General features: G+C 46.3%; 19 protein-coding genes. 3 read left to right on the forward strand and 16 right to left on the reverse strand.

Annotated features, from left to right (window positions below; all coding sequences use genetic code 11):
* Positions 1-411: 411 nt before the first annotated feature.
* The 6 genes from U1I11_RS19750 to U1I11_RS19775 all read right to left on the reverse strand — a co-directional run bounded on the left by U1I11_RS19750 (position 412) and on the right by U1I11_RS19775 (position 6,404).
* Complete coding sequence (locus U1I11_RS19750) at positions 412-1,563, reverse strand: glycoside hydrolase family 88/105 protein (protein WP_322907887.1); 1,152 nt, start codon at positions 1,561-1,563, stop codon at positions 412-414.
* Positions 1,564-1,612: 49 nt separating this feature from the next.
* Positions 1,613-2,512, reverse strand: coding sequence for a carbohydrate ABC transporter permease (locus U1I11_RS19755; protein ID WP_322907848.1), 900 nt, complete (start codon positions 2,510-2,512; stop codon positions 1,613-1,615).
* A gap of 3 nt (positions 2,513-2,515) precedes the next feature.
* The gene (locus U1I11_RS19760; RefSeq protein ID WP_322907849.1) at positions 2,516-3,415 is read right to left on the reverse strand and encodes a carbohydrate ABC transporter permease; all 900 of its coding nucleotides are present in this window, start codon (positions 3,413-3,415) and stop codon (positions 2,516-2,518) included.
* Between the two features lie 239 nt (positions 3,416-3,654).
* A complete protein-coding gene (locus U1I11_RS19765; RefSeq protein ID WP_322907888.1) occupies positions 3,655-4,947 on the reverse strand; it encodes an ABC transporter substrate-binding protein in 1,293 nt (430 codons plus the stop codon).
* A 281-nt stretch (positions 4,948-5,228) separates the two neighbouring features.
* A complete protein-coding gene (locus U1I11_RS19770) occupies positions 5,229-5,813 on the reverse strand; it encodes a hypothetical protein (protein WP_322907850.1) in 585 nt (194 codons plus the stop codon).
* Between the two features lie 120 nt (positions 5,814-5,933).
* Positions 5,934-6,404 (reverse strand): hypothetical protein, encoded by a 471-nt coding sequence (locus U1I11_RS19775; protein ID WP_322907851.1) that lies wholly within the window; start codon positions 6,402-6,404, stop codon positions 5,934-5,936.
* Positions 6,405-6,618: 214 nt separating this feature from the next.
* On the opposite strand from U1I11_RS19775, the gene U1I11_RS19780 reads away from it, so the two are divergent.
* Complete coding sequence (locus tag U1I11_RS19780) at positions 6,619-7,068, forward strand: copper amine oxidase N-terminal domain-containing protein (protein ID WP_322907852.1); 450 nt, start codon at positions 6,619-6,621, stop codon at positions 7,066-7,068.
* Positions 7,069-7,418: 350 nt separating this feature from the next.
* Here the strand turns inward: U1I11_RS19780 and U1I11_RS19785 are convergent, their stop codons facing one another.
* The 10 genes from U1I11_RS19785 to U1I11_RS19830 all read right to left on the reverse strand — a co-directional run bounded on the left by U1I11_RS19785 (position 7,419) and on the right by U1I11_RS19830 (position 19,332).
* Positions 7,419-8,978 carry a response regulator transcription factor gene (locus U1I11_RS19785; protein ID WP_322907853.1) on the reverse strand — a complete coding sequence of 520 codons (1,560 nt, stop codon included), beginning with the start codon at positions 8,976-8,978 and terminating at the stop codon, positions 7,419-7,421.
* Positions 8,953-10,734, reverse strand: a complete 1,782-nt coding sequence (locus U1I11_RS19790) for a sensor histidine kinase (RefSeq protein ID WP_322907854.1) — start codon at positions 10,732-10,734, stop codon at positions 8,953-8,955. Before U1I11_RS19790 ends, U1I11_RS19785 begins: the two co-directional genes overlap by 26 nt.
* A 566-nt stretch (positions 10,735-11,300) precedes the next feature.
* Positions 11,301-12,698 carry an SGNH/GDSL hydrolase family protein gene (locus U1I11_RS19795; protein ID WP_322907855.1) on the reverse strand — a complete coding sequence of 466 codons (1,398 nt, stop codon included), beginning with the start codon at positions 12,696-12,698 and terminating at the stop codon, positions 11,301-11,303.
* A gap of 257 nt (positions 12,699-12,955) precedes the next feature.
* The gene (locus U1I11_RS19800) at positions 12,956-13,216 is read right to left on the reverse strand and encodes a hypothetical protein (protein WP_322907856.1); all 261 of its coding nucleotides are present in this window, start codon (positions 13,214-13,216) and stop codon (positions 12,956-12,958) included.
* Between the two features lie 406 nt (positions 13,217-13,622).
* Positions 13,623-14,483 carry an inositol monophosphatase family protein gene (locus tag U1I11_RS19805; protein ID WP_322907857.1) on the reverse strand — a complete coding sequence of 287 codons (861 nt, stop codon included), beginning with the start codon at positions 14,481-14,483 and terminating at the stop codon, positions 13,623-13,625.
* A gap of 156 nt (positions 14,484-14,639) precedes the next feature.
* Positions 14,640-15,641 (reverse strand): UV DNA damage repair endonuclease UvsE, encoded by a 1,002-nt coding sequence (uvsE, locus tag U1I11_RS19810; protein WP_322907858.1) that lies wholly within the window; start codon positions 15,639-15,641, stop codon positions 14,640-14,642.
* Positions 15,638-15,967 (reverse strand): hypothetical protein, encoded by a 330-nt coding sequence (locus U1I11_RS19815; protein ID WP_322907859.1) that lies wholly within the window; start codon positions 15,965-15,967, stop codon positions 15,638-15,640. The genes uvsE and U1I11_RS19815 overlap by 4 nt, the downstream gene beginning before the upstream one ends.
* A gap of 457 nt (positions 15,968-16,424) precedes the next feature.
* Positions 16,425-17,516: a D-alanine--D-alanine ligase gene (locus U1I11_RS19820; protein WP_322907860.1), complete on the reverse strand. Its 1,092-nt coding sequence runs from the start codon at positions 17,514-17,516 to the stop codon at positions 16,425-16,427.
* 350 nt (positions 17,517-17,866) lie between these two features.
* A complete protein-coding gene (locus tag U1I11_RS19825) occupies positions 17,867-18,394 on the reverse strand; it encodes a hypothetical protein (RefSeq protein ID WP_322907861.1) in 528 nt (175 codons plus the stop codon).
* Positions 18,395-18,615: 221 nt separating this feature from the next.
* Positions 18,616-19,332: a hypothetical protein gene (locus U1I11_RS19830; protein WP_322907862.1), complete on the reverse strand. Its 717-nt coding sequence runs from the start codon at positions 19,330-19,332 to the stop codon at positions 18,616-18,618.
* Between the two features lie 387 nt (positions 19,333-19,719).
* Here U1I11_RS19830 and U1I11_RS19835 point away from each other — a divergent pair, with 387 nt between their 5' ends.
* Together U1I11_RS19835 and acnA are read left to right on the forward strand one after the other, a co-directional pair.
* Positions 19,720-20,424, forward strand: a complete 705-nt coding sequence (locus U1I11_RS19835) for a response regulator transcription factor (protein WP_322907863.1) — start codon at positions 19,720-19,722, stop codon at positions 20,422-20,424.
* Positions 20,425-21,163: 739 nt separating this feature from the next.
* The gene (gene acnA / locus U1I11_RS19840) at positions 21,164-23,893 is read left to right on the forward strand and encodes an aconitate hydratase AcnA (protein WP_322907864.1); all 2,730 of its coding nucleotides are present in this window, start codon (positions 21,164-21,166) and stop codon (positions 23,891-23,893) included.
* Positions 23,894-24,136 lie beyond the last annotated feature (243 nt).

Here is a 24,136-nt window from a genome sequence, read left to right on the forward strand (position 1 = left end):
GTTGGGGATCGTCTGTTCACCAATTACAAAACGCACCGTATCAAAAGTTCCTTGTTAGACGAATAATACAATTCAGACTATTGTTGCCGCATCGTTTATAATCGCTCCAATTTATTGATCCGTAATGTTCTTTCCCTGTGTAGCGTGTCATTTTGTGCATAATCTCCTTCTTTCCGAGCTTATTTTATAGCTGTAAAACTTGTAAATAACAAGCAATTTACTTATTCGCATTGGTTATAGCATTCCTAGTGCAAAATGACAAGTCCTTATTTTAGGAATCAAAATAGGACTATCGCACATCGCAAAAAGCCGATCTACACTGAAGCTGAAGATCGGCAGTGCCATTTGTATCGTTTGTCATGCAATGCTGTTCATTTCATGCGACTTTACCCTTATCGTCTATGTCGTCTATTATATCGTTTCACTGGATACATGCTCCTGATCGACAGTGCTGCTGTGGAGCGAATCCGCATCAACTGCCGTTTCGGTCGCTTGCGTAGCGGTTGCTTCGGACGTTTTGCTCGTCATTTGACCGTATACGTCCTGACGAGTACGCAAAATCTGTGCCAAAAATGCCAGTGTTAACCCCTGTCCCCAGCCCTGTATCCGTTTCTCTGGCACCCCGCGATAGCCGTCGATATTATTCATGACCGCTGTACCAGCCGACACACCGGTCACGGTGCCATCTTCTTTAATGCGGGCGAGAATGCCATCGATCGCTTTTTGCGAATATTTATTGTACAGACGCCCACGCATAAGCAGTGCCGTCGCAATGCCTGCCGAACCGGACGTTTCCACATAGGATGTATTATCGTCCAACACTGTATGCCATAACCCTTCCGGTGCTTGCAAACGGACAAGCGCACTCAGCTGATCGCGCAATGAGCCATCGATCATCATATAGGACGGATGCTGTACCGGTACGTATTGCAGCGCTTTGGACATGGTGAGCGCTGCCCATGCATTGCCGCGTGCCCAGTAGATCGAAGACATATGGTTGCCGTTTACATTGTCCCAGCCATGATAATACAAATTTGTATCCGGGTTCTGCAATAGTTGTTCATGTCCATGATACTGACGCAACCCATCGGCAAAATAACGCTCATTGCCGAGCAAATGCCCGATCCGCAACAAATAATAACCTGCCATAAACATCGTATCGACCCATGCTTGCTCTGGAAAAATATCCGTTTCCGAATTGACCGTATGCTGAAAGATGCCTTCGGCAAAACGCTCTGCCTGCTTATCCAGAAACTCCGCCATTTCCGTGGCGATTTGCAAATATGGTTGTTCTCCAGTCGCTTCATACAGCGTCAGCAAACCGTGTCCGATCGACACGCCGTTAACAGACAACGGCGGCAAACCGTCCGCGATATTCTCATCGACCCATTCGCGCAGCTTGTCCAAATACTCACGTTTGCCTGTCGCTTCATACGCTTCACATACACCGTAAAAAGCGACTCCACCTGGCCAATCCCAGTTAAAATCCATCTTAAATGTGCGCTCTACTACATGATCGATGATCTGCTTGATCTGCTGCTCGTCAAATTGCAATGCTGGCATATCGTCCATCCTTTCCTCCATACATGATTTGATAGGTGATGCGACCCGATTATCCTTTAATCCCACTGCTGCTAATGCCTTCCACGATATGCTTTTGGAACAGGAAGAAGACGAGAATAACCGGCAGCAGGCTGACCATTGACATTGCGAACATGCCGCCCCAGTTGGATGCGGATTCGCTATCGAGGAACATTTTTAGCCCCATTGAGACGGTGTATTTATCCGGTGAATTCAGGTACAGCACCGGGCCGAGCAAATCTTCCCAGCGCCAGTAAAAGGAGAAAATCGCCGCTGTCGCCAGCGATGCTTTGATGAGCGGCATAATAATTTGCAAAAACAATCTAAATTTGCCGCAGCCATCAATCGTTGCCGCTTCATCCAGTTCTTTTGGAATCGTACGGATAAACTGTACCATGAGGAAAATAAAAAACGGTGCACCGAAAAATTGCGGTACGACAATCGGCCAAATCGTATTCAGCCAGCCCAGCTTCGTAAAAATAATATATTGCGGCACAAGCACCACATCATGCGGCAACATCAACGTAATCATCATCACCCCAAACCAAAAGGTGCGCCCGGCAAAGTTTAAGCGGGCAAATCCAAACGCGATTAACGCCGATGAAATCACGACACCAACTGTGGACAGCACAACGATCACCAGCGAATTCCAAATGTAATGCCCAAACGAATAGCCGCCAATGCCTTGCCAACCTGTCACATAGTTCGTCCAAATCCACTCTACCGGCAACAGCGTCGTCGCCGTCGTGAAAATCGTCCGACTTTCCTTAAACGAACTGAAAAACATCCAAATAATCGGATACAACATCAACAGTGCCAACGCGCCGACAAAAATATGATATACCGGCCATTTAATCCGCCGCCATATTGCGCCGCGCTGGATACGTGTATTTGCCACCGTGCCATACGATTGTACTTTCGGTTCAGCCATCGTTTAGCGACCTCCTTCCGACTCGTAAAACACCCAAAACTTCGATGTTTTGAACAAAATGAAGGTGAGCACACCGATAAAGATCAGCATCACCCATGCCATTGCCGAGGCGTAACCCATATTGTTAAACATAAACGCCTGCCGGAACAGATACAGCGAATACAACATCGTACCATCAAGCGGGCCGCCTTCACCTTTAGAAATAATATACGCCGGCACAAACGTCATAAACGCGCTAATCGTCTGCATAATCAAATTGAACAAAATGATCGGGCTCAGCAGCGGCAGCGTAATGCCGAAAAATTTACGCACCGGATTGGCGCCATCTACACTTGCCGCTTCATACATTTCACCGGAAATATTTTTCAGACCCGCCAGAAAAATGAGCATTGACGAGCCAAACTGCCATACCGACAGCGTGATTAACATCCCAAGAGCAGCGGTTGGATTGCCAAACCATTGTACCGGTGCCGCGCCAAGCGCTATGAACAAACCGTTCACAATGCCATGCTCGCTAAAAATATTACGCCACATAATCGATACCGCTACACTGCCGCCGATAATGGATGGCAAATAATACACCGTACGATACGTACCGATCATACGCGAACCGGTATTCAAAATCATCGCCACAAACAGCGCAAACATGAGCCGTAACGGCACCCCGACAAATACGTAATACAGCGTAACTTTGACCGAATTCCAATATTTCGGATCGTTCATAAACATTTTCTCAAAATTGTCCCAGCCAACCCAGCGCGGCGGACTGAACAAGTTATAGCTCGTAAATGACAAATAAAGCGAGATAAACATCGGAATCAGCGTGAACGCCAAAAATCCGATAATAAACGGACTAATAAACGTATAGCCGGTCAGATTAGCTTTAAGCGAATAGTTCCGCATACGTTCATGCACCTCCCGTAAATGACAAAATGAGTTTGAGAGCCAGATCAATCGTACTTTTTGCTATTCATATGTGATGTAGCCACAATACTGCGCTGACAAAAATAGGGATGGAAATCCGACGCGTAGTGGATCGATGAGCACGCGGCGGATTTCAACCTCAGCAAGCAGGCAATCGCGATCTTCACGAGTCAATTGTACGGACTGCGTTCTCGATCAATGCCTAACTTTACTGCTAATTACTGCTGATTGTTCGCCAAAATCGAATTGGCATCCGCACGGAATTTGGCGGCAGCATCAGCGGCGGTCAATTGACCAAAGTTAATCTGTTCCACATAGTCGGATAAACTAGCGATTACTTCAGCCGAACCGACCGGTGGCGGTGGACTCATCGGGGAAGCGATCGGCTCCATTTTGCTTACAAAATCAAACACTTGTTTCTCGGCAGCAGTCAGCTCCGGTGTGATCGCTGCTTTGACCGCGGCGGAGATCGGCACGCCGCGTTCGCCTTTGATCAGCTTGTTCGCTGCTTCATTATTGATCCAGAAGTCGATAAATTTAGCGGCTTCGTCCTTCGATTTGGAGTTTTTGGAAATCGCCCAGTACATACTTGGCTGCATATAAATGCCTTTTTCCATATTTGGACCGAGCATTGGTGCGAGTGCCATCGGACGATCCGATACTTTTTGCAGGGCGACAAACTGGTTCGACCATTGCCATGTGCCGATTGCCGTTCCTTTAACGACAGCGGATTCTTCCATAATGCCTTTATTTTGGCTTAACGTTTCCTGGGATGGTGTCGCGCCTTCTTTCATCAGTTTTGCCAGTCGACCGAAGAAATCAGCGAACAGTGCATCATCCTCATAACCAAGCCCTGTCCCTTGTACGTTGTAGAGTGAAAACCCTTTTGTTCTCAAGTAATAGTTAAAAAACACATCCGGTGTCATCGATTCGTCAAAATAAATACCTTTAGCTTTCGCTTGCAATGCCAGCTTCTCATAATCATCCCATGTCCAGTTCGCTGGCAGCTCGTTAATGCCTGTCTTTTTCAGCAGTGCCGGATTGTACTGATAGCCGAGTACGTTCACACCAGCCGGGATGCCGTACTGTGTGCCACCGATGACACCGGTGCTAGTAACGCTTTCGCTCACATCGTCCAGCTTGATCACATTACCGATATACGGCTTCAAATCTTCCAACTGACCGTTACGGGCATACTGGCTAATATACGAAATATCCATTTGGATAATGTCAGGCAATTGATTAGCTGCCGCTTGCGGAGCAAGTTTTTTCCAGTAATCATCAAACGAGGCATATTCCACATCGATATTAACGCCTGGATTTTGCTGCTTGTACAGATCGATCACCTGCTGTGTATAGCTATGACGCGTATCCGAACCCCACCAGGCGATACGAATCGTCTTACTGCCCTGATCCCCACCGCTGGCGCCTGTACTACCGCCAGAATTACCACACGCCGTAATCATCAGCAAAATGGCTACCAGTACGGCAAGCGCTGCTGTCTTTTTCATGTTCATACTTGTGATCCCCTTTCGTTATGGACGATGGAATGGAATGAATGAGCGGAAAGTATGTGTATTTTGTTAACGCTTACATTATGATCGTGTTTTTATTTTCGCAGATGTGTACGGGCAAATGAATACACAAATCCGTGGTTTTGGTTTAAAAAACAGGCTAATAAAAGCTCGTTCAAACTTATTTTTGGCAAGTTAATCAATAAGCAAATAGTATAATTTTTGTAGTTTTATAAAAAATAAGGCGTAATTATAGTAAATATAATTACACCTTAACTTTAATTGTCATCTGATTTATTTTGTAAAAAACTCACTTTTTCGTTCACTTTATCTTGAATAATTTGACCAATCGTATTGATCATACTTGCTTTGCTTTCTTTAGACCAAATACTATTTTCACATTCTTCTGTGTAGCTAGATAGAATTTTAGGTACAATTTCTAAACATGTCATTAAAGTTAGTTTAGATTTCATTCTATCTTCATGCTCTCTCATAAAAGTTCCTACGTAATTTTCAAAATTAATATCAATGGAACCATTAATTTTCAATTGTAATTCAACCTCATGTTCGTTGTATTCTACAACAGGCTTTACATACATAACTTCTTCATTCTCAAATAAAAAAGCTAATGTACTTAAAGCGTTCATTATTCTATTGCCTGACCCCACCACTTTTGCGAGCTGATCATCTGACCAGCCTTTAAAGCCCACAATTTTTGTTATAAAAAGTTCCTCATTCTCATCAATAGACTCACCGGATGGAGTAAGAATTTTAGAAATCATCCATATGAATAAATCTTCGGTAATTTGAAATTCACTCTCTTTTATTTCACCTTGATTAGTATAGTTATTGATCTTTCTCAATATAGCTTTGGTCGTAGCATTATTGGAGCGATTCATTATGTACTGAGTGTTTAAACCATCCTATTATATTTTTAATATAATTTTTCAACTCTTTGCAGAGTTCTTTTTTATTTTCTTCCCTCATAGAAATCCTTTTAAAACACCAATTAAAATAGAGTCAAAAAACCCCTCAATATTTTTGCCTATAACTATTCCATTGGACTGAACTTCTATTTTAGTCGTTTCAAAAGAAACCTCGATTTTGGTTATATCGATTGAATTATTGTCTTCTGTCCATTTCAGGAGCTCTTTAAGCTTTAAAAAATAGGCTGGATTTTTTCTAATAGATTTAATAAGAGATTGCGTTTCTTGAATTATAGTATCATCTGTCTCATCATTAAAATGAATAACTAAAATGATATCTTTAAGTATTATTTCTTCTAAAATAGCGAGCATCATTTCGGAATGCACAATAACTTGTTTAAATCCACTATTATTCATTTTTGAAATGAGTTCATGATATGATATTGAATTATAATCATAAAGTTCCAAATGTATTTCCACATCATTATTTTCAGAATACTTTCTAAATAACTTACCTTGCTTCTCCATATTAACCTCCTCATTCAACATAGTATTCTATTTTTAATTATACTCAGACATTACATATAAAATATATGATTATTATTGAACGATCTATCTTAAATATGATACTCACAGAGTGCTAAACTTATTCAAACACTACTTGGTTCGATATTCTAATCTTTATGATTTAAATGTAACCCCACCACCATACACTCACCATTACACAAAGGAGGCTACACCAATGAACAGATGGAAATTAACCTATGCGACCCTACTCCTGCTCACTTGGCTCGTCATACAAGCTCATCCAGCTTATGCCTCATCACTGGATCAACCTGAAGTGTATGTAAATAATGAAAAAGTAGATATGTACGCAGTCGTATCCACCGCAGGCATTACGTACGTTCCATTTCGCCCGGTATTTGAAAAGCTGGATATGACAGTAGACTGGAATAACACACGCAAATCAGTCACAGCTACCAATGGCAAAACAACGATTATGCTAACCAATCTTTCAGATCAAGCTTATGTAAACGGACAGGCAGTACAATTGCTTGAACCGCCAATGTACGACCCGTATGACGGTATTTTTTATGTAAATTTACGCTTTGTCGCAGAAGCATCCGGCGCTCAAGTGACTTGGATTACGAAAGATCATGTAGCGCGTATTTATATTAAAACACCGGCGTAAAGTGGTAAGTTGTTAGATGATGGAACATCGCTCACTGCCTATATGCCTCTTGCATCGCTTGTCCCGGTGCAATGAAAAGTAGTTTTTGCATAGCAAAATACATTACCTCTAGTGTTTGCGCTTTTCAAACACGAGTTGCAATGAAAAGTGGTTTTTGCGTAGCAAAATACCTTACCTCTAGTGTTTGCGCTTCTAGTGTTTGCGTTTTTAGTGTTTACGCTTTTAATGTTTGCGCATAGGAATCTACATTCTACTCCTCATCTGTAGATTCCTGTGCAAGACGGGAGTCCGTCCCCTTATTGCGTACCGCAGTAATTGATGCACAAGCCTATCCATTTGCGAGCAGCATTTCACTCCCCACCTTTACGATATTCCGTCGGCGTCATCCCCGTCACCTTTTTAAACACTTGGCTAAAATATTGCGAATTGCCACCAAAACCAAACAGCTCTGCCAGCTCAAACACCTTCACATCCCCGCTACGCCGAATATGTTCGGTCGCGCGTTCGATCCGGTAACGGTTGACATAGTGGGAGAAATTATCGCCGGTCACTTTTTTGAAAATTTTGCCGAGATAGTCGGGATTCATATATAACATTTGATTAGCAACACCGTTTAGCGACAGCTCGGCATTGATGTAGTTGTGTTCGATAATGCGCAGCATTTTGTTCACGACGGATGATTGGCGGTTCATATTGCTGCGGTAATAGCTGCCGGTCAAATCGGTGGCGGCTTGACGAATAAAGTCATGCAATCCGGTCAATGTATCGAGGCGCGATAGCTCTGCCAAACATGCAGTTGGTGCAGCCCGTTCGTCTTCCGGATACAGGCGCAACATGACCGCGTACAATTGCAGCACATACGAGCGCGTGACGGCGATATCGTGTCGTTGCGCACCGAGAGTCGCAAACAGCCCGGCGATTTCGCTTTCTACTTCCTCCACTTGACCCGACTTGATCATCATCGTAAACTGCTCCTCATCCAGCTCAAACCCGCTATGTTCGCGTCCATCGCTAAGTGCTACATCTTGACGAGTGATCAGACTGCCGCCGCCAATATAGAAACGCTGGGTCATATATTGACGGGCATTGCGATACAGTTGCCGTAGCTCCTCCATTCTGCCCGGCTCGCTGACAGCAGCGGTTAGTTCCAGCTTGTAAAAGCTGCCGAATACGTCTTGCACCCGCTTCAGCCCCTCCATCAACTCGGTCATCTCGCCCGGATCGTCGATCAACAGCAACAGCTCGTCATGCAGTTGAATCGTCGTGCCCATCAGCACACCGTCCAGCACATCCGCGGCAATATTTTTGAGTGCAAACAGATGCTCATATTCATGTGAATGTTCAGCGCGCAGCAGGACGAGTCGTACCGTACGATCGCTTAGCTGCATATGAAACAACCGCTCATAATAAGCGAGATCACGACTGCCGTACATTTTGTTCGAAATACATTCCTTCAAAAACTGCTCTTTCACCTGTGGCAACATCCGGCTAAACTGCTCTCTCATCCGGCTCACAAACAGCTCCCGCTCCTGCTCGGCAGCCCGCTCAGACAGCAGTTCCGCAATCGCCGCCTGAATTTGCTGCTCATTGCACGGCTTGACCAAATAATGCTTTACCCCATACTGCATCGCCCGCCGCGCATAATCAAAGTCTTTGTACCCGGACAGCATAATAAAGCGCACATTCGGAAACCGCTCATACGTCTTCGCTACTAGCCCAATGCCATCCAGCCCAGGCATCGAAATATCGCTAATGACAATGTCCGGCTGCTGCTCAGCGATGCGTTCGTACGCTTCCAGCCCATTGCGCGCCGTGCCGACCAGTACGGTTCCGCTTGCCTGCCAATCGACCACACTGGAAATGCCCTCCAAAATCATCCGTTCATCATCGACTAACAACACTTTGTACATCGCCATCTTCCCCTTTCTCATCTGGAATCCGAATTTGGAAAGCTGTGCGCACATCCGGCTCGCTTTCAATATCTAGCCCATAATCCGCCCCAAATGTGAGGCGAATGCGCTCGATAATATTGCTTAGCCCGATCCCTTTGCCACGTGTCTGCACTTGACCTTGATGCAGTCGCTCCAAAAATTCGGCGGTCATCCCCGGCCCATCATCTTCGACTACAATATACACCGTACCTTGCTGCGCCCATGCTTTAATGTGAATATGGCAAACTTCGATGTTCGGTTCCAATGCATAATGGATCGCGTTCTCGACGAGCGGCTGTAACGTCAGTTTCGGAATAAGCGTATCGCCCAGCTCAGGCGGCACGTCAATCGCAAAATCAAGCCGTTCTTCAAATCGCATCCGCTGAATCGTCACATAGCTGCGCACAATCGCCAGTTCATCGTCAAGTCGAATGACCTTTTCGGTCATATTGACCGAGCTACGCAGCAAAAAGCCGAGCGCTTCCACCATACGCGAAATTTCCGGCTGTTTGTTCATCTTTGCCATCCAGTTGATCGATTCCAATGTGTTGTATAGAAAATGCGGATCGATTTGCGCCTGTAATGCCTTCAGCTCGGTTTCGCGGATCAGCAGCTGTTTGGCATAATTTTCATCGATTAGCTCGCGAATACGCCGCAGCATCCGGTTAAACGTACGATGCAGCAGCCCGACTTCATTTTGCGCTCTCATAATCGCTGGATCGGCAGGCAGCTCGCCCAGTTGATCGAGATTACCGGTTTCGACGGTGCGCATATTTTGCAGCAATCGTTCCATCGGGTGTGTAATGCTGCGCGATAGCTTCGTGCCGAGCAGCAAGGCGAGCAGGAAAATAGCGATAAATACAAATGTCACCAACTGCTTAATCCAGATCACACGCTGAAACTCGGAATCAAACGGCGTAATATGCAAATACGTCCAGCCGGTGTACGGCGACTGAATGCGCGCCGAAAAATAGCTTTCCTGTTTGCCTGTAATAACCCCATATGGCTTACTGCCGCCTCGCCCTTCATCGATCTGTTCACGGCTAAGCGGAAGCTTGTTAGGATACAAAATTTTGCTGCCATCCGAAATAATAAGCTGGCTACCAGAACTGCTTTCCACCTGTTCCTGCACGATCCGGTCGATACGCACACGAATCATAATCGTACCGAGATTATGCAGCGTAAATGTCGAACCGCTAAATTGTTTAAACTGGCGCACCGCGATCAGCTCGCCTTGATCGCCCGCATACCATGCATTAGAGCCATTATGTTGCTGCGCTAGCCGCACAAGCTCCGGGCGCAGCTTCGCAGGTATGCCCTCCCGGTTCCCCGCAAACATTACCTCTCCTTCACGATCAATCGCTAGCATCGAATACACGAATTTCTCTGAACCGGCAAAGGCAGCGAGACGATTCGTTATTTTTTTGCGAATGACATTTTTCTCATAAATGGACGTCTGTTGCCGTAGCTGGAACAAATAGCGCTGCAACTGCTCATCGGTCACAACACGAAAGGACAAATTATCGATATCTTTCAGTTGGTTTTCAATTTCAAACGATGACATATTAAGCAGCTCGGACGTTTTCTCATACAGCTGATTGTCATATGTGTTGTACACCATATTCAGCACGAGCGAGTATGAAGCAAAGCTACCGAGCATCAATGCCGAGATAAGCAGCAGCATTTGACGATGAATACCTAAATTGATGTAAGCGCTTTTAAAACGAGCCAGCATGTTTCCTTCCCCCATCATCGGATTCGGATTTGTTGTCGCCTTGTCTAATCGACGCTTGTGTCGTTTGTTTGCTGTTGCGCGATTGTGCAGCTGGTCGTCAATTACGTTCGTGACGTGTAATCATTACAATTTAATGTATATTATAGCGGGGATGATGGCAAAATACAGCGCTTTGACTGGAAAAGAGTTCTGTTGCGTCTATCTGCTGCTGCCCTGTACATACCAAAATAACCAGAATGCGACTATAATCGGTCACACTCCGGCTAGAATTTAGTTTAGTGCAATTAGCATTGTAAACAGTACGTGATCAGCTTACACCCAATGTGCGATATCCCCTATTTGGTGAACATATCCCCACATCATAGACTGAACTTTTCTATACTATAAAACAGTAATCTATACTGTATGACAGTAACTTTCACATTTTAACGCTGTTAAACAACTGAAACGGTAACCAAAATAAATGTTCTCTTTGGTTGTATACAGGATTGCTATCGTTCAAAACTTAAACAAACTGCGCAATTCAAATGAATCACGGTCAATCGACTATATTGGGCTCTTATCGTTTACTGCCGTATAAATACCGCTTTCCAGCGCTTTACATACTGCACATCATAGCCAAATTCATCTGCCAGTAACGCCAGTGGCACATACGTTTTGCCTGTTTGCATAAAAGCAGGCGCGTCGGTCGGCACGTTTTGACCGTTAACCCGGATCGCATAGCCGTTTAGTGGAATTGTAATCTGCTTGCTGCCGGTTACGGTAGCTTGTTTCGTTTTGTCCGACCAGGCGACACGCGCGCCGAGTGCAGTAGTCACATCGCGTAGTGCTACATACGTACGACCGTTACGCACGATTGGAAGCGCCGAGCTTTTCAGCAACTGACCGTTCGTATAAATGATCGTACGGTCGGTCGCATTAACGGTTGAAGGCGGGGTACGATATCCGTTGTCCCCCCAGATCGCCCGGCTAAATGCCAGCGCAATCGCCTGATAACCGCTCGCATTCGGATGAATATCCCCTTGCGCGATATGCGTCATGCCCAATTCATTGCCTTTAAACGCTTCGGAAATATGCGCGACACGCACATCTTTGCCTTGTGCGACATACTCGGCGGCAGTATGATCGACGATAGCGCTAAATTGTGCAGCTAGCTCGTTCAGTCCGCGATATACACCTGCACCCGATACGGCAGGCACCGGTTGGTACTGATCAGCGATCACGATCGTTGCTGCCGGGTTAAGCGCGCTTAGTTGATCAAGCACGGCTGTTAGATTATTTTCATAGCCGTTCAAGACCGGTTCCAGATTCAGACCGGATAAATCTTGCGGCAATGCGGTCAATGAACCGAGTGCATTCAGAAAATCATTGCCGCCGATCGTAATGGTGATCAGATTGGCGCTACGAATGTGCGCTGCCGCCTGTGCGCCATCCAGTGTACGCGCCTTACCTGGCAGATTGCTTTGGATATCGCTTGTGCTGACCTTTTTGCCAGCGGTAATGGCATTTACATATTGATGCAAACCGCTGCTCGTCAAGCCGAGAATGCCTTCATTGTCCACACTGGCACGCCCGCGAAACAGCTCCTGCTCTTTCAGCCTTGTCGTAAAGCCGTCATAATCGGCTGCCGATCGATCCGGTTCATAACCGACCGTAAGCGAGTCACCGAGAAAGACGATATGTTCATAGGCACGATTGCCTCCATTTTGGATCGTCGTGTTTGGTACGGTGGAAGCGCTGGCGGTGATCGCCGTTGCTGCACCATGCGCAACGGCTACCGGCAATGCACCGCTACTTGCGAGCAGCGCGGTTACCGTGCTATAGAGCAGCAATTTGCGCCAGGTACGCTTGCCGGTTGTGACCGTAGCCGCAGAAAGCGGTTGTGTGCCACATCCTTCGCTAAGCTGCTGCTCGTATGTTAGGCTGCTTGTAGGACGGGTATGCTTATGTTTGATTTTGTTCATAACTCGCTCCTTTTCCCTGTTTATCCGTGATGTCGTGTCTGTTCCAATATGCAAAATACGATTTCAACACACAACTTTTTCCGATAAATCACTTTTCTAATACACCCAAATTCCAATATATCCAACAAAAGTATACAAAAAACGGCTGCGGTAGCCACATTGCAGACTACGGCAGCCGTCTGGCTTTTCCATCTTTTTCAACATCATTTCCATACGATTTCATTAGCATCAACACAATTCGCTGCGTGTCAACAGCATCAATTAATTTCCGGGTTATCGTTCGATGACTCCGCACGATGGGCACGTTTCAAATAATCATCGTACCGATCATCGAGTTCGCGCGCCAGTTTGCGGTATTGTAGCGTTTCCTCGACGATTGGGTCATGCTCCATCTGGATGCGCATCTCATACTTTGGTGGAATCAATCGACGTTCACGACTGTCGCGTTCTTCCTCTACCATATCCCCGTCAATCAGACGTTCACTCAGTTCACGTTCCAGTTCGTCGGATGATGACATATACGGTCACTCCCCTGCATCGTTATGATTGGCACAATCGCGATCCATGATCCATGCTATCGCTCCAGTCATTGCTGCGTACAGACAGCGTTAGTGCTACCGACTATTTACCCGTTTCACGACCTGTAAAATCAGCTTGGCGCTCGCTCGCAAACCGCCTGCATGATCAGTCTGCCGTTTGCGCCATGCTGATGCATTTATTATACATGCTGTCCACCGCATATTGCATCTTTGCCGCTTCACGCTTCACACTTCACGCTTCACGCTTCACGCTTCACGCTTCACGCTTCACGCTTCACGCTTCACGCTTCACGCTTCACGCTTCACGCTTCACGCTTCACGCTTCACGCTTCACGCTTCACGCTTCACGCTTCACGCTTCACGTCCTAAAGTATACTCGCGTTGCTCACTTTGGCAATGCTTTTAGCCCGGATGCGTGCAGCTCCTGCAATAATTCATCATGAATATGCCCATTCGTTGCTACTACATTACGCACGGTCAGTTCATAATCCGAACCGGAAATATCGCTAATCCGCCCGCCTGATTCGGTAATGAGCAATGCACCTGCCGCCAAATCCCAAGCGTTCAAACCGACTTCCCAATAGGCATCCAGCCGTCCGGCAGCTACATAGGCGAGATGCAATGCCGCTGAGCCGCCATTACGAATGCTGCGCACTTTGGGCAGCAGGTCGATCAGCGATTTCGTATTGCGTTCTACGCTCGTATTGGCAGGAAATCCGGTAGCTACTAGACTTTCCGCCAGCTTCAGATGATCGGCTGTATGCATCAGATTGCCGTGCACATACGCGCCTTTACCTTTTTCCGCCACAAACAGCTCGTCATGGGTCGGATCATACACAACGCCAACGATCACCTCACCTTTATGGGCAACCGCAATCGATACGCAATAAAATGGAAAACCATGCACAAAGTTGGTCGTACCGTCGATCGGGTCGACAATCCAGACGTATTCCTCATCCTTGACCGCTTCCACCGCACGGATCGACGCTTCCGCACCGACACCTGCGCTTTCTTCACCGAGAAAAGCATCGCCAGGGCAATACGTCTGCACCAGCTTGCGAATCATCTGCTCCGCCCCTTTGTCCACTTCGGTCACTAAATCTTGTGATGACGTTTTGGTGTCCAATTGGCGATAGCTGCCCAGCTTGCTTTTGATCCATTCGCCTGTTTTCGATGCGGCGTTAATCGCAACGGCAACACGGCTTTTACTGCTGACAACATAGGGCTGCTTTTGGTTATCTTCCATGTTCAATCCCCCTGGATATATTAGACCGACAGCCAGAGCTGCGATCCGGTCTTCATGCTTGCATGTCAACATCAATTAAGTATAGATGCAGCATCCACCGCTTCCTGTTCGCAAGGGTTGGCGCTGCCTGCATCGTATTAGACAGTTCGTCTGTCTTTAAGGTAACACTTCGATACTGGCTTTGTCGATGATCCGTACCCCATCCCCTTCAAGGGCGCGCAAATCGTTCATTAATGCGAGTAATGCCAAGTCTTTATGCTTCGCTTCCAGCATCACATCGAGATGGCTGGACGTGCGTGCCGCCTGACGCAAAAAGTCGAGCAGCGGCGCCGCCTCCACACCGTCGGCATGACTGCGCTGATCGGTAGCACTGCGCGGGCTGGAGGCATGAATTTTCGGCAGCAGATAACTGCCTTCCGGCACATCGGTACGCGCCAGCGGCGATTCCCATGTACGGGCAATATCCGGCCAATACAGCGCTGCCGACTCCCCTGCGCTGTTCACCATATGATGATGAATGTCCAGCACCATCGGCAAGCCGCTACGCTGCGCCACGTCCAGTGTCTCCGGTGTGGTGAATGTTTTATCGTCATTTTCGACTGTAATTCGGCAGCGGATATCGTCGTCCAATTGGCTGAACTGTTCGACAAACCGATCCGCCGCTGTCGGCTTATCACCGTACGCACCGCCTACATGGATATTGTTTTTGGCGCGTGCATCCAGTCCCATCGCTTTTAACATACGCACATGATGGCGCAAATCGCGTACCGCCGCTTCCAGCACTTCCGGTCGCGGCGTATTGATGACCGTAAAATGATCCGGGTGAAACGATACCCGCAACCTATGCTCGCGCACATACTTGCCAATATCGGCAAACTCCGGCTCTAGCGCGGTAATCGGGTCCCAGTCTTGCAGCTCAGCATGGGTGGCGAGCGGGATCAATTTGGAACTCATCCGGTACATATGAATATCCTCGGCGACATTATGTTTTAGCACACGCAACGTCGTTTGTAAATTGGCGCGTCCGATCGCTTCCAGCCTGCGCAATCCGGCAGCACGATCGGTTAGCTTGCGAAAATGGGTCATCGTCATCGTTTTGGAGGGAGAAGCATCTTGGAGCTGTAACGAGATGGCGACGTATCCAAACCGCACGATCATGCGTCCGGTTGTTCCTGTTCACCAAAAAACATTTCGTATGCCAGCTCGGTTTGCACACGCGCTTCCTCCGGTGTTAGCTTACGAATCAGCTCCATCTCCACTTCGGTTACTTCCTGACCTTGGAAATTAATTTCGGCGATACAGCCGGTAATTTTGACGATGGCAATCGCTGAATTTTGCGGGGTGTATGCAATCACCTTTTGCCCAGTCGGAAATACGCGAAATCCTTGCTTGACCATTTTGCCTTTACCGTATTCGAGCAGATCAAGCAGCTCCTGCTCCGTTTTGAATTTGCAGACGGAATTGAATTCGGTTTGAAAGCCCATCTGGTTCGCCTCCTTATAGAAATGAAATTGTAACTGATATGCGTGCTTGTCCTTATTAAACCATAAACCGTTTGTAGGCTCGATATAACAGCCGTACTCATTATGTTCGTAAATTGAAATGCTAGGTCGTTGGGCATCCATCACTTGCAGCAGCTCATTGCCTGCACCAGGCAAACACAATCGACCAAGTACATAAGCAACAGCAAGTCAACCAACTATAACCATGTACATACAACGACTCTATTAGGCTGACCAGCTTACATTCGATGTCTGATAGACTCCATCGTATGAACAATACACTGGAATCGTAGCAGCAGCATATCACTGCTCTGCCATATCAAACGGCTTATTTAACGCGGTCAAGCTACTATTACTGTCCATCCAAACGCCAATTGATATAGCCCCGTCACATTAGCATGACAGGGCTACGACTTGGAGCGCCGTCTGTCACACAAGCTTAATCACGCTTGAATTGCAGAGTATGACGCTTATTATAACGATCCAGACCGAGCTGAATAAGCTGGTCAAGCAGCTCTGGATAGGATTTGCCGGTTTCGCGCCATAGCAGTGGATACATGCTGTAAGCGGTAAATCCTGGCATGGTGTTCACTTCATTAATCATAATCGCACGGTCGCTACGACGTACGAAAAAGTCGGCACGGCACAAGCCACTACCATCGATCGCTTTAAATGCACGCAAAGCAAGCTCACGCAAATTTTCCGCCAGTTCGCTATCGATCTCAGCCGGAATGATCATGCGGGAATTGCCGTCTACATATTTTGCCTCATAATCATAATAATCGCTGGACGATACGATCTCACCCGGCACGGACGCAAGCGGCAGCTCATTGCCGAGTACACCTACTTCCACCTCGTGCGCATCGACCGCTTCTTCCACTATGACTTTCAGGTCAAAACGGAGTGCGTATTGAATCGCCCGTTCCAGTTCATTCCGATCCCGCGCCTTGCTAATGCCAACACTGGAACCGAGATTCGCCGGTTTAACGAAGCATGGGAAACCTAGATGATGCTCGATATTGCCAAGGATATCATGCGCATTTGCCTCATATTCGGCAGCGATAAACGTTTCGTATTTGCACTGTGGCAATCCTGCTTGCGCGAACAGGCTTTTCATAATCGCCTTGTCCATCCCTGCCGCCGATGCGAGTACACCGGCACCGACGTAAGGCATATCCATCATTTCAAACAACCCTTGAATCGTACCGTCTTCTCCATATGTACCGTGCAACAGTGGAAACAGTACATCGATTACGCTCGCTTGACCGCTCAGCTTGCGCCAGAGCACATTCATCGCTTCCGCCGTCGCCTGCTCGCCGCCATCCAATTGCAGTTGGTCCAAGTGCGCCGGTGCCGCATGATGCGTCTGTCCCATATTCCAGCGCCCTTGTTTGTCGATATATACAGGCACAGCGTCATACTTGCCATAATCAAGTGCATTCATGACGGAAAATGCCGTCTGTAACGATACTTCATGTTCACCGGATTTGCCACCGTAGATTAGCCCTACGGTTAATTTTGTTGCTGTCATGTCGGAACCCCCGTTAATTGTTGTTCATATTTGGAATTATGATCTGAAAGTAAGGTCAAAACGTACAGTCGTCGTTGCTGTCCAAGTGTAAAACACCGTTCGCTCATCACAAATAGTCATTACGGCAAGCGGACAGCCAGGCTGTGATATGGCCTTTAATTAGTATAAATGTTCACGGGGGCGGCTGCAAAAAAAGTTTACTACGATCACCATTTCACCGTCATCATAACAAAAAGGCGATACAACGGATCGTATCGCCCTTCTTCATCATTTATGCATATTGTGCGGCACAATGCTGTACTCCGCTACACAGCTTCTGTACAGCGCAGGGCAACCGCGAACAAACTTGCTTATTTGTTCGACTTCGTGCTTGCCAATACGGTAATACCATTTACCGCATTTAACAAAATCTGGTGAAACACAGCGGCGGCAGTATCGTTATAATTGCCATAAAAATCAACTAGGTTATCATTGTAAAACTGGATAACCGATGCTTCGAAAATCGGGAATACAACTTGGGAAGATTGAATCGGTAAGTACGGACGTACTTCAACACCTGTGAACAGCGGATTGTCCTTTAGAGCAGCCTGAAACAGCTTCGCTACACCTTGCACATTTTCTCCTACAGCTGGTGCGTACTGCTTGCCGTTTGCATCCACAACGCGAACTTCAACGCTCACACCGCCAAACGAGTAACTTGGCACAACAATAGTTGCCAACGCTCCGCCCTTGCTTGCATCTTCGACTGCGATCTCTACAACATACGGATTGTGCGAAGTGTCCAGCGGCTCAACCTTAACGGCAGCGTCCTGTCCGATCGTATTGTAAATCTGATTCCAAACGGTATACCACGGTGGCGATACGTGTACAACTGTCATTGTTTATGACCTCCTAATAGTTTGTGAATCAACATTATTTATTACTGCACACGCAATAGTACCAGATACCGAGACCGCAACAGCTCACACTAATTAGACAGACGATCATTCCCCATACGATACTCAATGTGTGCATACAAATACTCATCTAGGTACTTCCCCCATAACCAACTCCGATTGTATCCCTAATCCCTTCACAATTCGAGTTTATCAATAGGTTGTTATTCGAATAAATTTTGAAGAGATTGCAAAGAAATCGCTGCATCTCCAGAATTCTGAGCGCTATCCGCATTAAACCAAACAATTTGATTTCCGTTGCCTTGAAAGTTCCATTGAAGTGTATTGCTTTTATGAAAGTTAATAGTAACCTGTTCTTTCGCAATACCGATTTTTTGTATGGTAGATTCAGGATTAGATTGAGCGTTTACTACATTCACAATCGCAGATTGTTCTTTAAATTGAACAGAAATAAATTGATTAATCAGGCTTTTAATTGTGCCTTGATACCAATGACTTCCAGGTACGCTGTAAAAGCGAGTGAATTTATTAAATAAATGAAGCTGCCCATCTGACGGCAATTCAGTATTGTTAATACCAGTCGTATTGGTAGGCATTTTTACGCTGGCAATGAACGCCTGAATTTCCCCACCCGGTTGGTTCTGCGTAACGGCGGCAGAAATAGTGTCAGTGTCTGTACCATTAAAAAAGAGGAGTGATGCGAGACCTTGTTGAGCGGTTGTGCCAGGCACGGTCACTGTAATTGGTTCAGTAGATTGGCTTGTAGTAATACTAACATCTGTACTTGCATCCTTATTAGAACTGTTGTAAAAAACTAATGCGTATAATTGCCCTTTGTTCAACCCTTTTGTGTTACTCACAGTATCACCCGGATTCAAAGTAACCAGTTTGCCATCATCCCAACTAGTAGTAGTTGCCATTGTTTTATTCCTCCTTTGGATTTGGACTACACGTTTATCATAATCACTGCCATCTGATCCAGTATAGCCAATTTTCGCTAAATAATCGTTCAAGGATTTTTATAAAACCTTTAGGTAATTTTAACTATCTTTAATATTGCTAAGCATTTATTTTAATTGGAAAAGGCGATTTCAATCGCTTCCCTTTGTACATAACAATCAAGTAATCATCAAAGTTTGTTAAACTTTTCTTTAATAAATTTGAATCTCCTTGCTCATTCCCAACTTTCTCACTATACTATAAAAAAATACCATTTTTTCCCTTTTACTTCATAAAAAAATGCACTATGATGAATGCGATGGCAATTAAGTTGCTTAATTGAATTCCATGATGAAAGAGGTATTCGTATGGCATGCGAGCGTATTTTGATTGTAGAAGATGAAGAAAACATTCGTAATCTTTTATCATTTTATCTAGAGCGCGAGCAATACGAGGTGCAGACCGCTCAGGATGGACAAGAAGCGCTGCAACTGGCTTCGCTGTTTCAGCCCCATCTCATTTTGCTTGATATTATGCTGCCCAAGCTGGATGGATACGATGTATGCCGAGAGTTACGTAAAACGCTTCATATTCCGATTATTTTTGTGAGTGCCCGTGATGAAGAAACCGATAAAATTTTGGGACTTGGTGTCGGTGGCGACGATTATATTGTCAAACCATTCAGTCCTCGCGAATTGATCGCTCGTGTCAAAGCACATCTACGACGTTACTTCTTGCTGTCCAGTTTAGGCACCGCTACCCCGCTTAATGTGATCCACTATGGCGAACTGGAAATCAACTTGACCAGTCATGTTGTCAAACTCGGAAATCGAGTGATCATGCTCTCAATTAAAGAATTTAAATTGCTCTCCTGTCTCATTCAACATCCTAATCGCATTTACTCTGTCCAACAATTGTTCGATCTCGTTTGGGGAATGGATAGTTTAGGTGATACACGCACTGTGATGGTGCATCTGAGCAATTTGCGCAAAAAAATCGAGTCCGATATTCACAATCCGAAATATATCGTCAATGTGCGCGGAATGGGCTATAAATTTATCCCTGCCGATTAAGCGAATACAATAACATTGAGCGTTCAAGCGGAGCTGCTCGCTGCTGACCGTATGCACTCACAGCTTCAGCGTAGGTAGTACAAAGCGATGACGGCAATTCATTGTTTTCAACCGCTTATCCTGCACCGATATCGTGAACATGAACAAACGTCAGTGCCGAATCGATACATGATCGCGAGTATGATCATATGATCTATTCATTTATTGCTTTATTGCTCTATTGCTCTATTGCTCTATTCTGCTCTATTCGCTAACATCATCCGTACTTATTAACATGTATAACAAATTAAGATGCATAACAAATTAAGATGCATAACAAATTAAGATGCATAACACCGAATGATTCACTTTAAGCGTACTTATTGTGCACAACACGCTTCTATGCTGCTAGAATAAAGCGTTACATAGTTAGTCTGTTCATATCCATCCAATTTATAATAGCAAACATTGCATCTCCTAGTCGCCAAACGAATGCCACGCGCTTGCACGTACAATGCGTGGCATTCGTTTGGCTTCTGTTTTGATCTGTTTTTGATCGTATATTCTCTATAAAAAGAACTTTACGCGCTCCGATGTAAACGGTATACTAAACATAGTGACTGTTTTTGAAATCAAGTTTCATTCTGTGAAACAACTATTCTGTATATCCACGATTGTTTCCTCCAGATTGAATCTTTTTCACCACTTCCATTTTTTGCTGTAATTTTGTAAGCCGTATTTCATTCAAGGAGGTTCATCTATGTCCGTTAAAGATTCATTTTCCGTTGGCCGTGAACTGAAAGTGAAAGACAAAAGTTACCGTTATTTCAGCCTGGAAGCGCTGAAAGAGCAAGGTTTTTCCAGCATTGACAAGCTGCCATTCTCGATTCGTGTGCTGCTTGAAGCAGCCGTTCGTCAATTTGACGGCCGTGCGATTACGGAAGAACATGTCAAGCAACTCGCGGGATGGGCTGAAGGCCGCGAAGAAAAAGAAATTCCATTTATCCCTGCACGTATCGTATTGCAGGATTTTACCGGCGTACCGGTCGTTGTTGACCTTGCCGCTATGCGTGATTATGTAAAAAGTCAGGGTGGCGATCCAAAACAGATCAACCCGCTCGTACCGGTTGACCTCGTTATCGACCACTCTGTTATGGTAGATGCGTTCGGCAGCCCGGATGCGCTTGAATATAATGTAAACGTTGAATTTGAGCGGAATGAGGAGCGTTACCGTTTCCTGCGCTGGGCGCAAACGGCATTCGATAACTTCCGCGCTGTTCCACCTTCAACTGGTATCGTGCACCAGGTTAACTTGGAGTATCTCGCTTCTGTAGCGGCTACCAAAACCGTCGATGGCGAAACACAAGTATTCCCTGACTCGCTCGTCGGTACCGATTCCCACACAACGATGATTAATGGTCTTGGCGTTGTTGGTTGGGGTGTCGGCGGGATCGAAGCGGAAGCGGGTATGCTCGGACAACCGCTGTACTTCGTTATGCCTGAAGTTATCGGCTTCAAGCTGACAGGCAGCCTAAGCGAAGGCGCGACAGCGACTGACCTTGCGCTGACTGTTACCGAAATGCTGCGTAAAAAAGGCGTTGTCGGCAAATTCGTTGAGTTCTACGGCCCAGGTCTGGCAAATATCAGTCTGGCTGACCGTGCAACGGTCGCAAATATGGCACCTGAGTATGGCGCAACGATCGGTTTCTTCCCGGTTGATGATGAAACGCTGTTCTACTTGCGTAATACGGGTCGTGCCGATGAGCAAGTTGAACTCGTTGAAGCGTACTACAAAGCGCAAAACATGTTCCGCACATCCGAGACACCTGATCCGGTATTTAGCGATGTGATCGAGCTTGATCTCGCTTCCGTTGTACCAAGTCTTGCCGGTCCGAAGCGTCCACAAGATCGCATTGAGCTGACCGATATGAAAACAAGCTACAACACAGCGATTCGCACGCCAGTTGAATCCGGTGGCTACGGTCTGTCCGATGCCAAAATCGCTGAGAAGGTTGCAGTTCAGCATCCAAATGGCAAAAAGAGCGAAATGAGCGCAGGCGCTGTTGTCATCGCCGCAATCACAAGCTGTACGAACACATCCAACCCAAGCGTTATGCTCGGCGCAGGTCTGCTTGCCAAAAAAGCGGTTGAGCGCGGACTGACCGTGCCAGGCTATGTGAAAACAAGTCTGACACCAGGTTCACTCGTCGTTACCGAATATTTGCAAAAAGCAGGTCTGGAATCGTATCTGGAGCAACTCGGCTTCTATCTCGCTGGCTACGGTTGTGCAACATGTATCGGTAACTCCGGTCCATTGCCAGACGAAGTAAGCCAAGTAATTGCGGATAACGATATGACGGTTGCTTCCGTATTGTCTGGTAACCGTAACTTTGAAGGCCGCGTACATGCCCAGGTGAAAATGAACTATCTCGCTTCCCCGCCACTCGTCGTTGCTTACGCATTGGCAGGAACGGTAGACATCGATCTGACTCATGATCCAATCGGTCACGACCAACAAGGCGAGCCTGTATATCTGAAAGATATTTGGCCAACCGCAAAAGAAATTCGTGATGCGATCGCATTGTCGATCAGCCCGGAAATGTTCCGCAGCCGTTATGAAAATGTATTTACCGCCAACAAACGTTGGAATGAAATCCCTGTACCACAAGGCGAACTGTACGAGTGGGATGAAAATTCTACTTACATCCAGAACCCGCCATTTTTCCAAAACCTGGGCAGCGGCTTGAACGATATTCAAGATATCCGTCATGCACGCGTGCTGGCGCTGATGGGCGATTCCGTAACGACCGACCATATCTCGCCTGCAGGTAATATTTCCCCATCTTCACCAGCGGGTCAATACCTGAAAGAGCACAATGTAGAGCGTAAAGACTTCAACTCCTACGGCTCCCGTCGTGGTAACCACGAAGTGATGATGCGCGGTACATTTGCTAATATCCGTATCCGTAACCAAGTCGCTCCGGGCACCGAGGGCGGTGTAACGAAATACCTGCCAACCGATGAAGTGATGTCCATCTATGATGCATCGATGCGTTATCAGGCGGAAGACCAAAATCTGGTCGTTATCGCTGGTAAAGAGTACGGTACAGGTAGCTCTCGTGACTGGGCGGCAAAAGGTACATTCCTGCTCGGCGTAAAAGCCGTTATCGCTGAAAGCTTCGAGCGGATTCACCGCAGTAACTTGGTCGGTATGGGCGTACTGCCACTGCAATTCCAAGATGGCTATAGCTGGAAACAGCTCGGTCTGAACGGTACGGAAGTGTTCGATATTACCGGTCTGAGCAATGATGTAACACCAGGTCAAACGTTGAACGTTACCGCTACCCGCGAAGACGGTACAACATTCGAATTCCCGACTACGGTTCGTCTCGATAGCGCGGTTGACGTAGACTACTACCATAACGGTGGTATTTTGCAAACCGTTCTGCGTCAGATGATCCAAAACACTAACAAAGGCGAAACGGTATAATTTGTTGCCGATTACGCTTGATTGGATCGATTAGCCTCATCCAACGCAATGATGTTGCTGATAGATGAGCATAGCCAATAGCCTGCCGCTCTTTATGGAGTGGGCAGGCTATTTTTATTAGGTAAAATAGCAGTGGATTCGTTGATACTTTGGCAAACAAAGTTTAAACTATACACGTAACACTTTTAACTCATCAATTTTTGAGGGTTTGGCGATTTTACCCTGGCTAAATAATTAAATCGA

This window comes from Paenibacillus campi, assembly GCF_034659835.1.
GTDB lineage: Bacteria > Bacillota > Bacilli > Paenibacillales > Paenibacillaceae > Saccharibacillus > Saccharibacillus campi.

Coding starts and splice junctions, on each gene's coding strand:
- U1I11_RS19750 (WP_322907887.1), bottom strand. CDS start 1,563: ATGCCAGCATTGCAATTTGACGAGCAGCAGATCAAGCAGATCATCGAT.
- U1I11_RS19755 (WP_322907848.1), bottom strand. CDS start 2,512: ATGGCTGAACCGAAAGTACAATCGTATGGCACGGTGGCAAATACACGT.
- U1I11_RS19760 (WP_322907849.1), bottom strand. CDS start 3,415: ATGCGGAACTATTCGCTTAAAGCTAATCTGACCGGCTATACGTTTATT.
- U1I11_RS19765 (WP_322907888.1), bottom strand. CDS start 4,947: ATGAAAAAGACAGCAGCGCTTGCCGTACTGGTAGCCATTTTGCTGATG.
- U1I11_RS19775 (WP_322907851.1), bottom strand. CDS start 6,404: ATGGAGAAGCAAGGTAAGTTATTTAGAAAGTATTCTGAAAATAATGAT.
- U1I11_RS19780 (WP_322907852.1), top strand. CDS start 6,619: ATGAACAGATGGAAATTAACCTATGCGACCCTACTCCTGCTCACTTGG.
- U1I11_RS19785 (WP_322907853.1), bottom strand. CDS start 8,978: ATGTACAAAGTGTTGTTAGTCGATGATGAACGGATGATTTTGGAGGGC.
- U1I11_RS19790 (WP_322907854.1), bottom strand. CDS start 10,734: ATGCTGGCTCGTTTTAAAAGCGCTTACATCAATTTAGGTATTCATCGT.
- U1I11_RS19795 (WP_322907855.1), bottom strand. CDS start 12,698: ATGAACAAAATCAAACATAAGCATACCCGTCCTACAAGCAGCCTAACA.
- U1I11_RS19800 (WP_322907856.1), bottom strand. CDS start 13,216: ATGTCATCATCCGACGAACTGGAACGTGAACTGAGTGAACGTCTGATT.
- U1I11_RS19805 (WP_322907857.1), bottom strand. CDS start 14,483: ATGGAAGATAACCAAAAGCAGCCCTATGTTGTCAGCAGTAAAAGCCGT.
- uvsE (WP_322907858.1), bottom strand. CDS start 15,641: ATGATCGTGCGGTTTGGATACGTCGCCATCTCGTTACAGCTCCAAGAT.
- U1I11_RS19815 (WP_322907859.1), bottom strand. CDS start 15,967: ATGGGCTTTCAAACCGAATTCAATTCCGTCTGCAAATTCAAAACGGAG.
- U1I11_RS19820 (WP_322907860.1), bottom strand. CDS start 17,516: ATGACAGCAACAAAATTAACCGTAGGGCTAATCTACGGTGGCAAATCC.
- U1I11_RS19825 (WP_322907861.1), bottom strand. CDS start 18,394: ATGACAGTTGTACACGTATCGCCACCGTGGTATACCGTTTGGAATCAG.
- U1I11_RS19830 (WP_322907862.1), bottom strand. CDS start 19,332: ATGGCAACTACTACTAGTTGGGATGATGGCAAACTGGTTACTTTGAAT.
- U1I11_RS19835 (WP_322907863.1), top strand. CDS start 19,720: ATGGCATGCGAGCGTATTTTGATTGTAGAAGATGAAGAAAACATTCGT.
- acnA (WP_322907864.1), top strand. CDS start 21,164: ATGTCCGTTAAAGATTCATTTTCCGTTGGCCGTGAACTGAAAGTGAAA.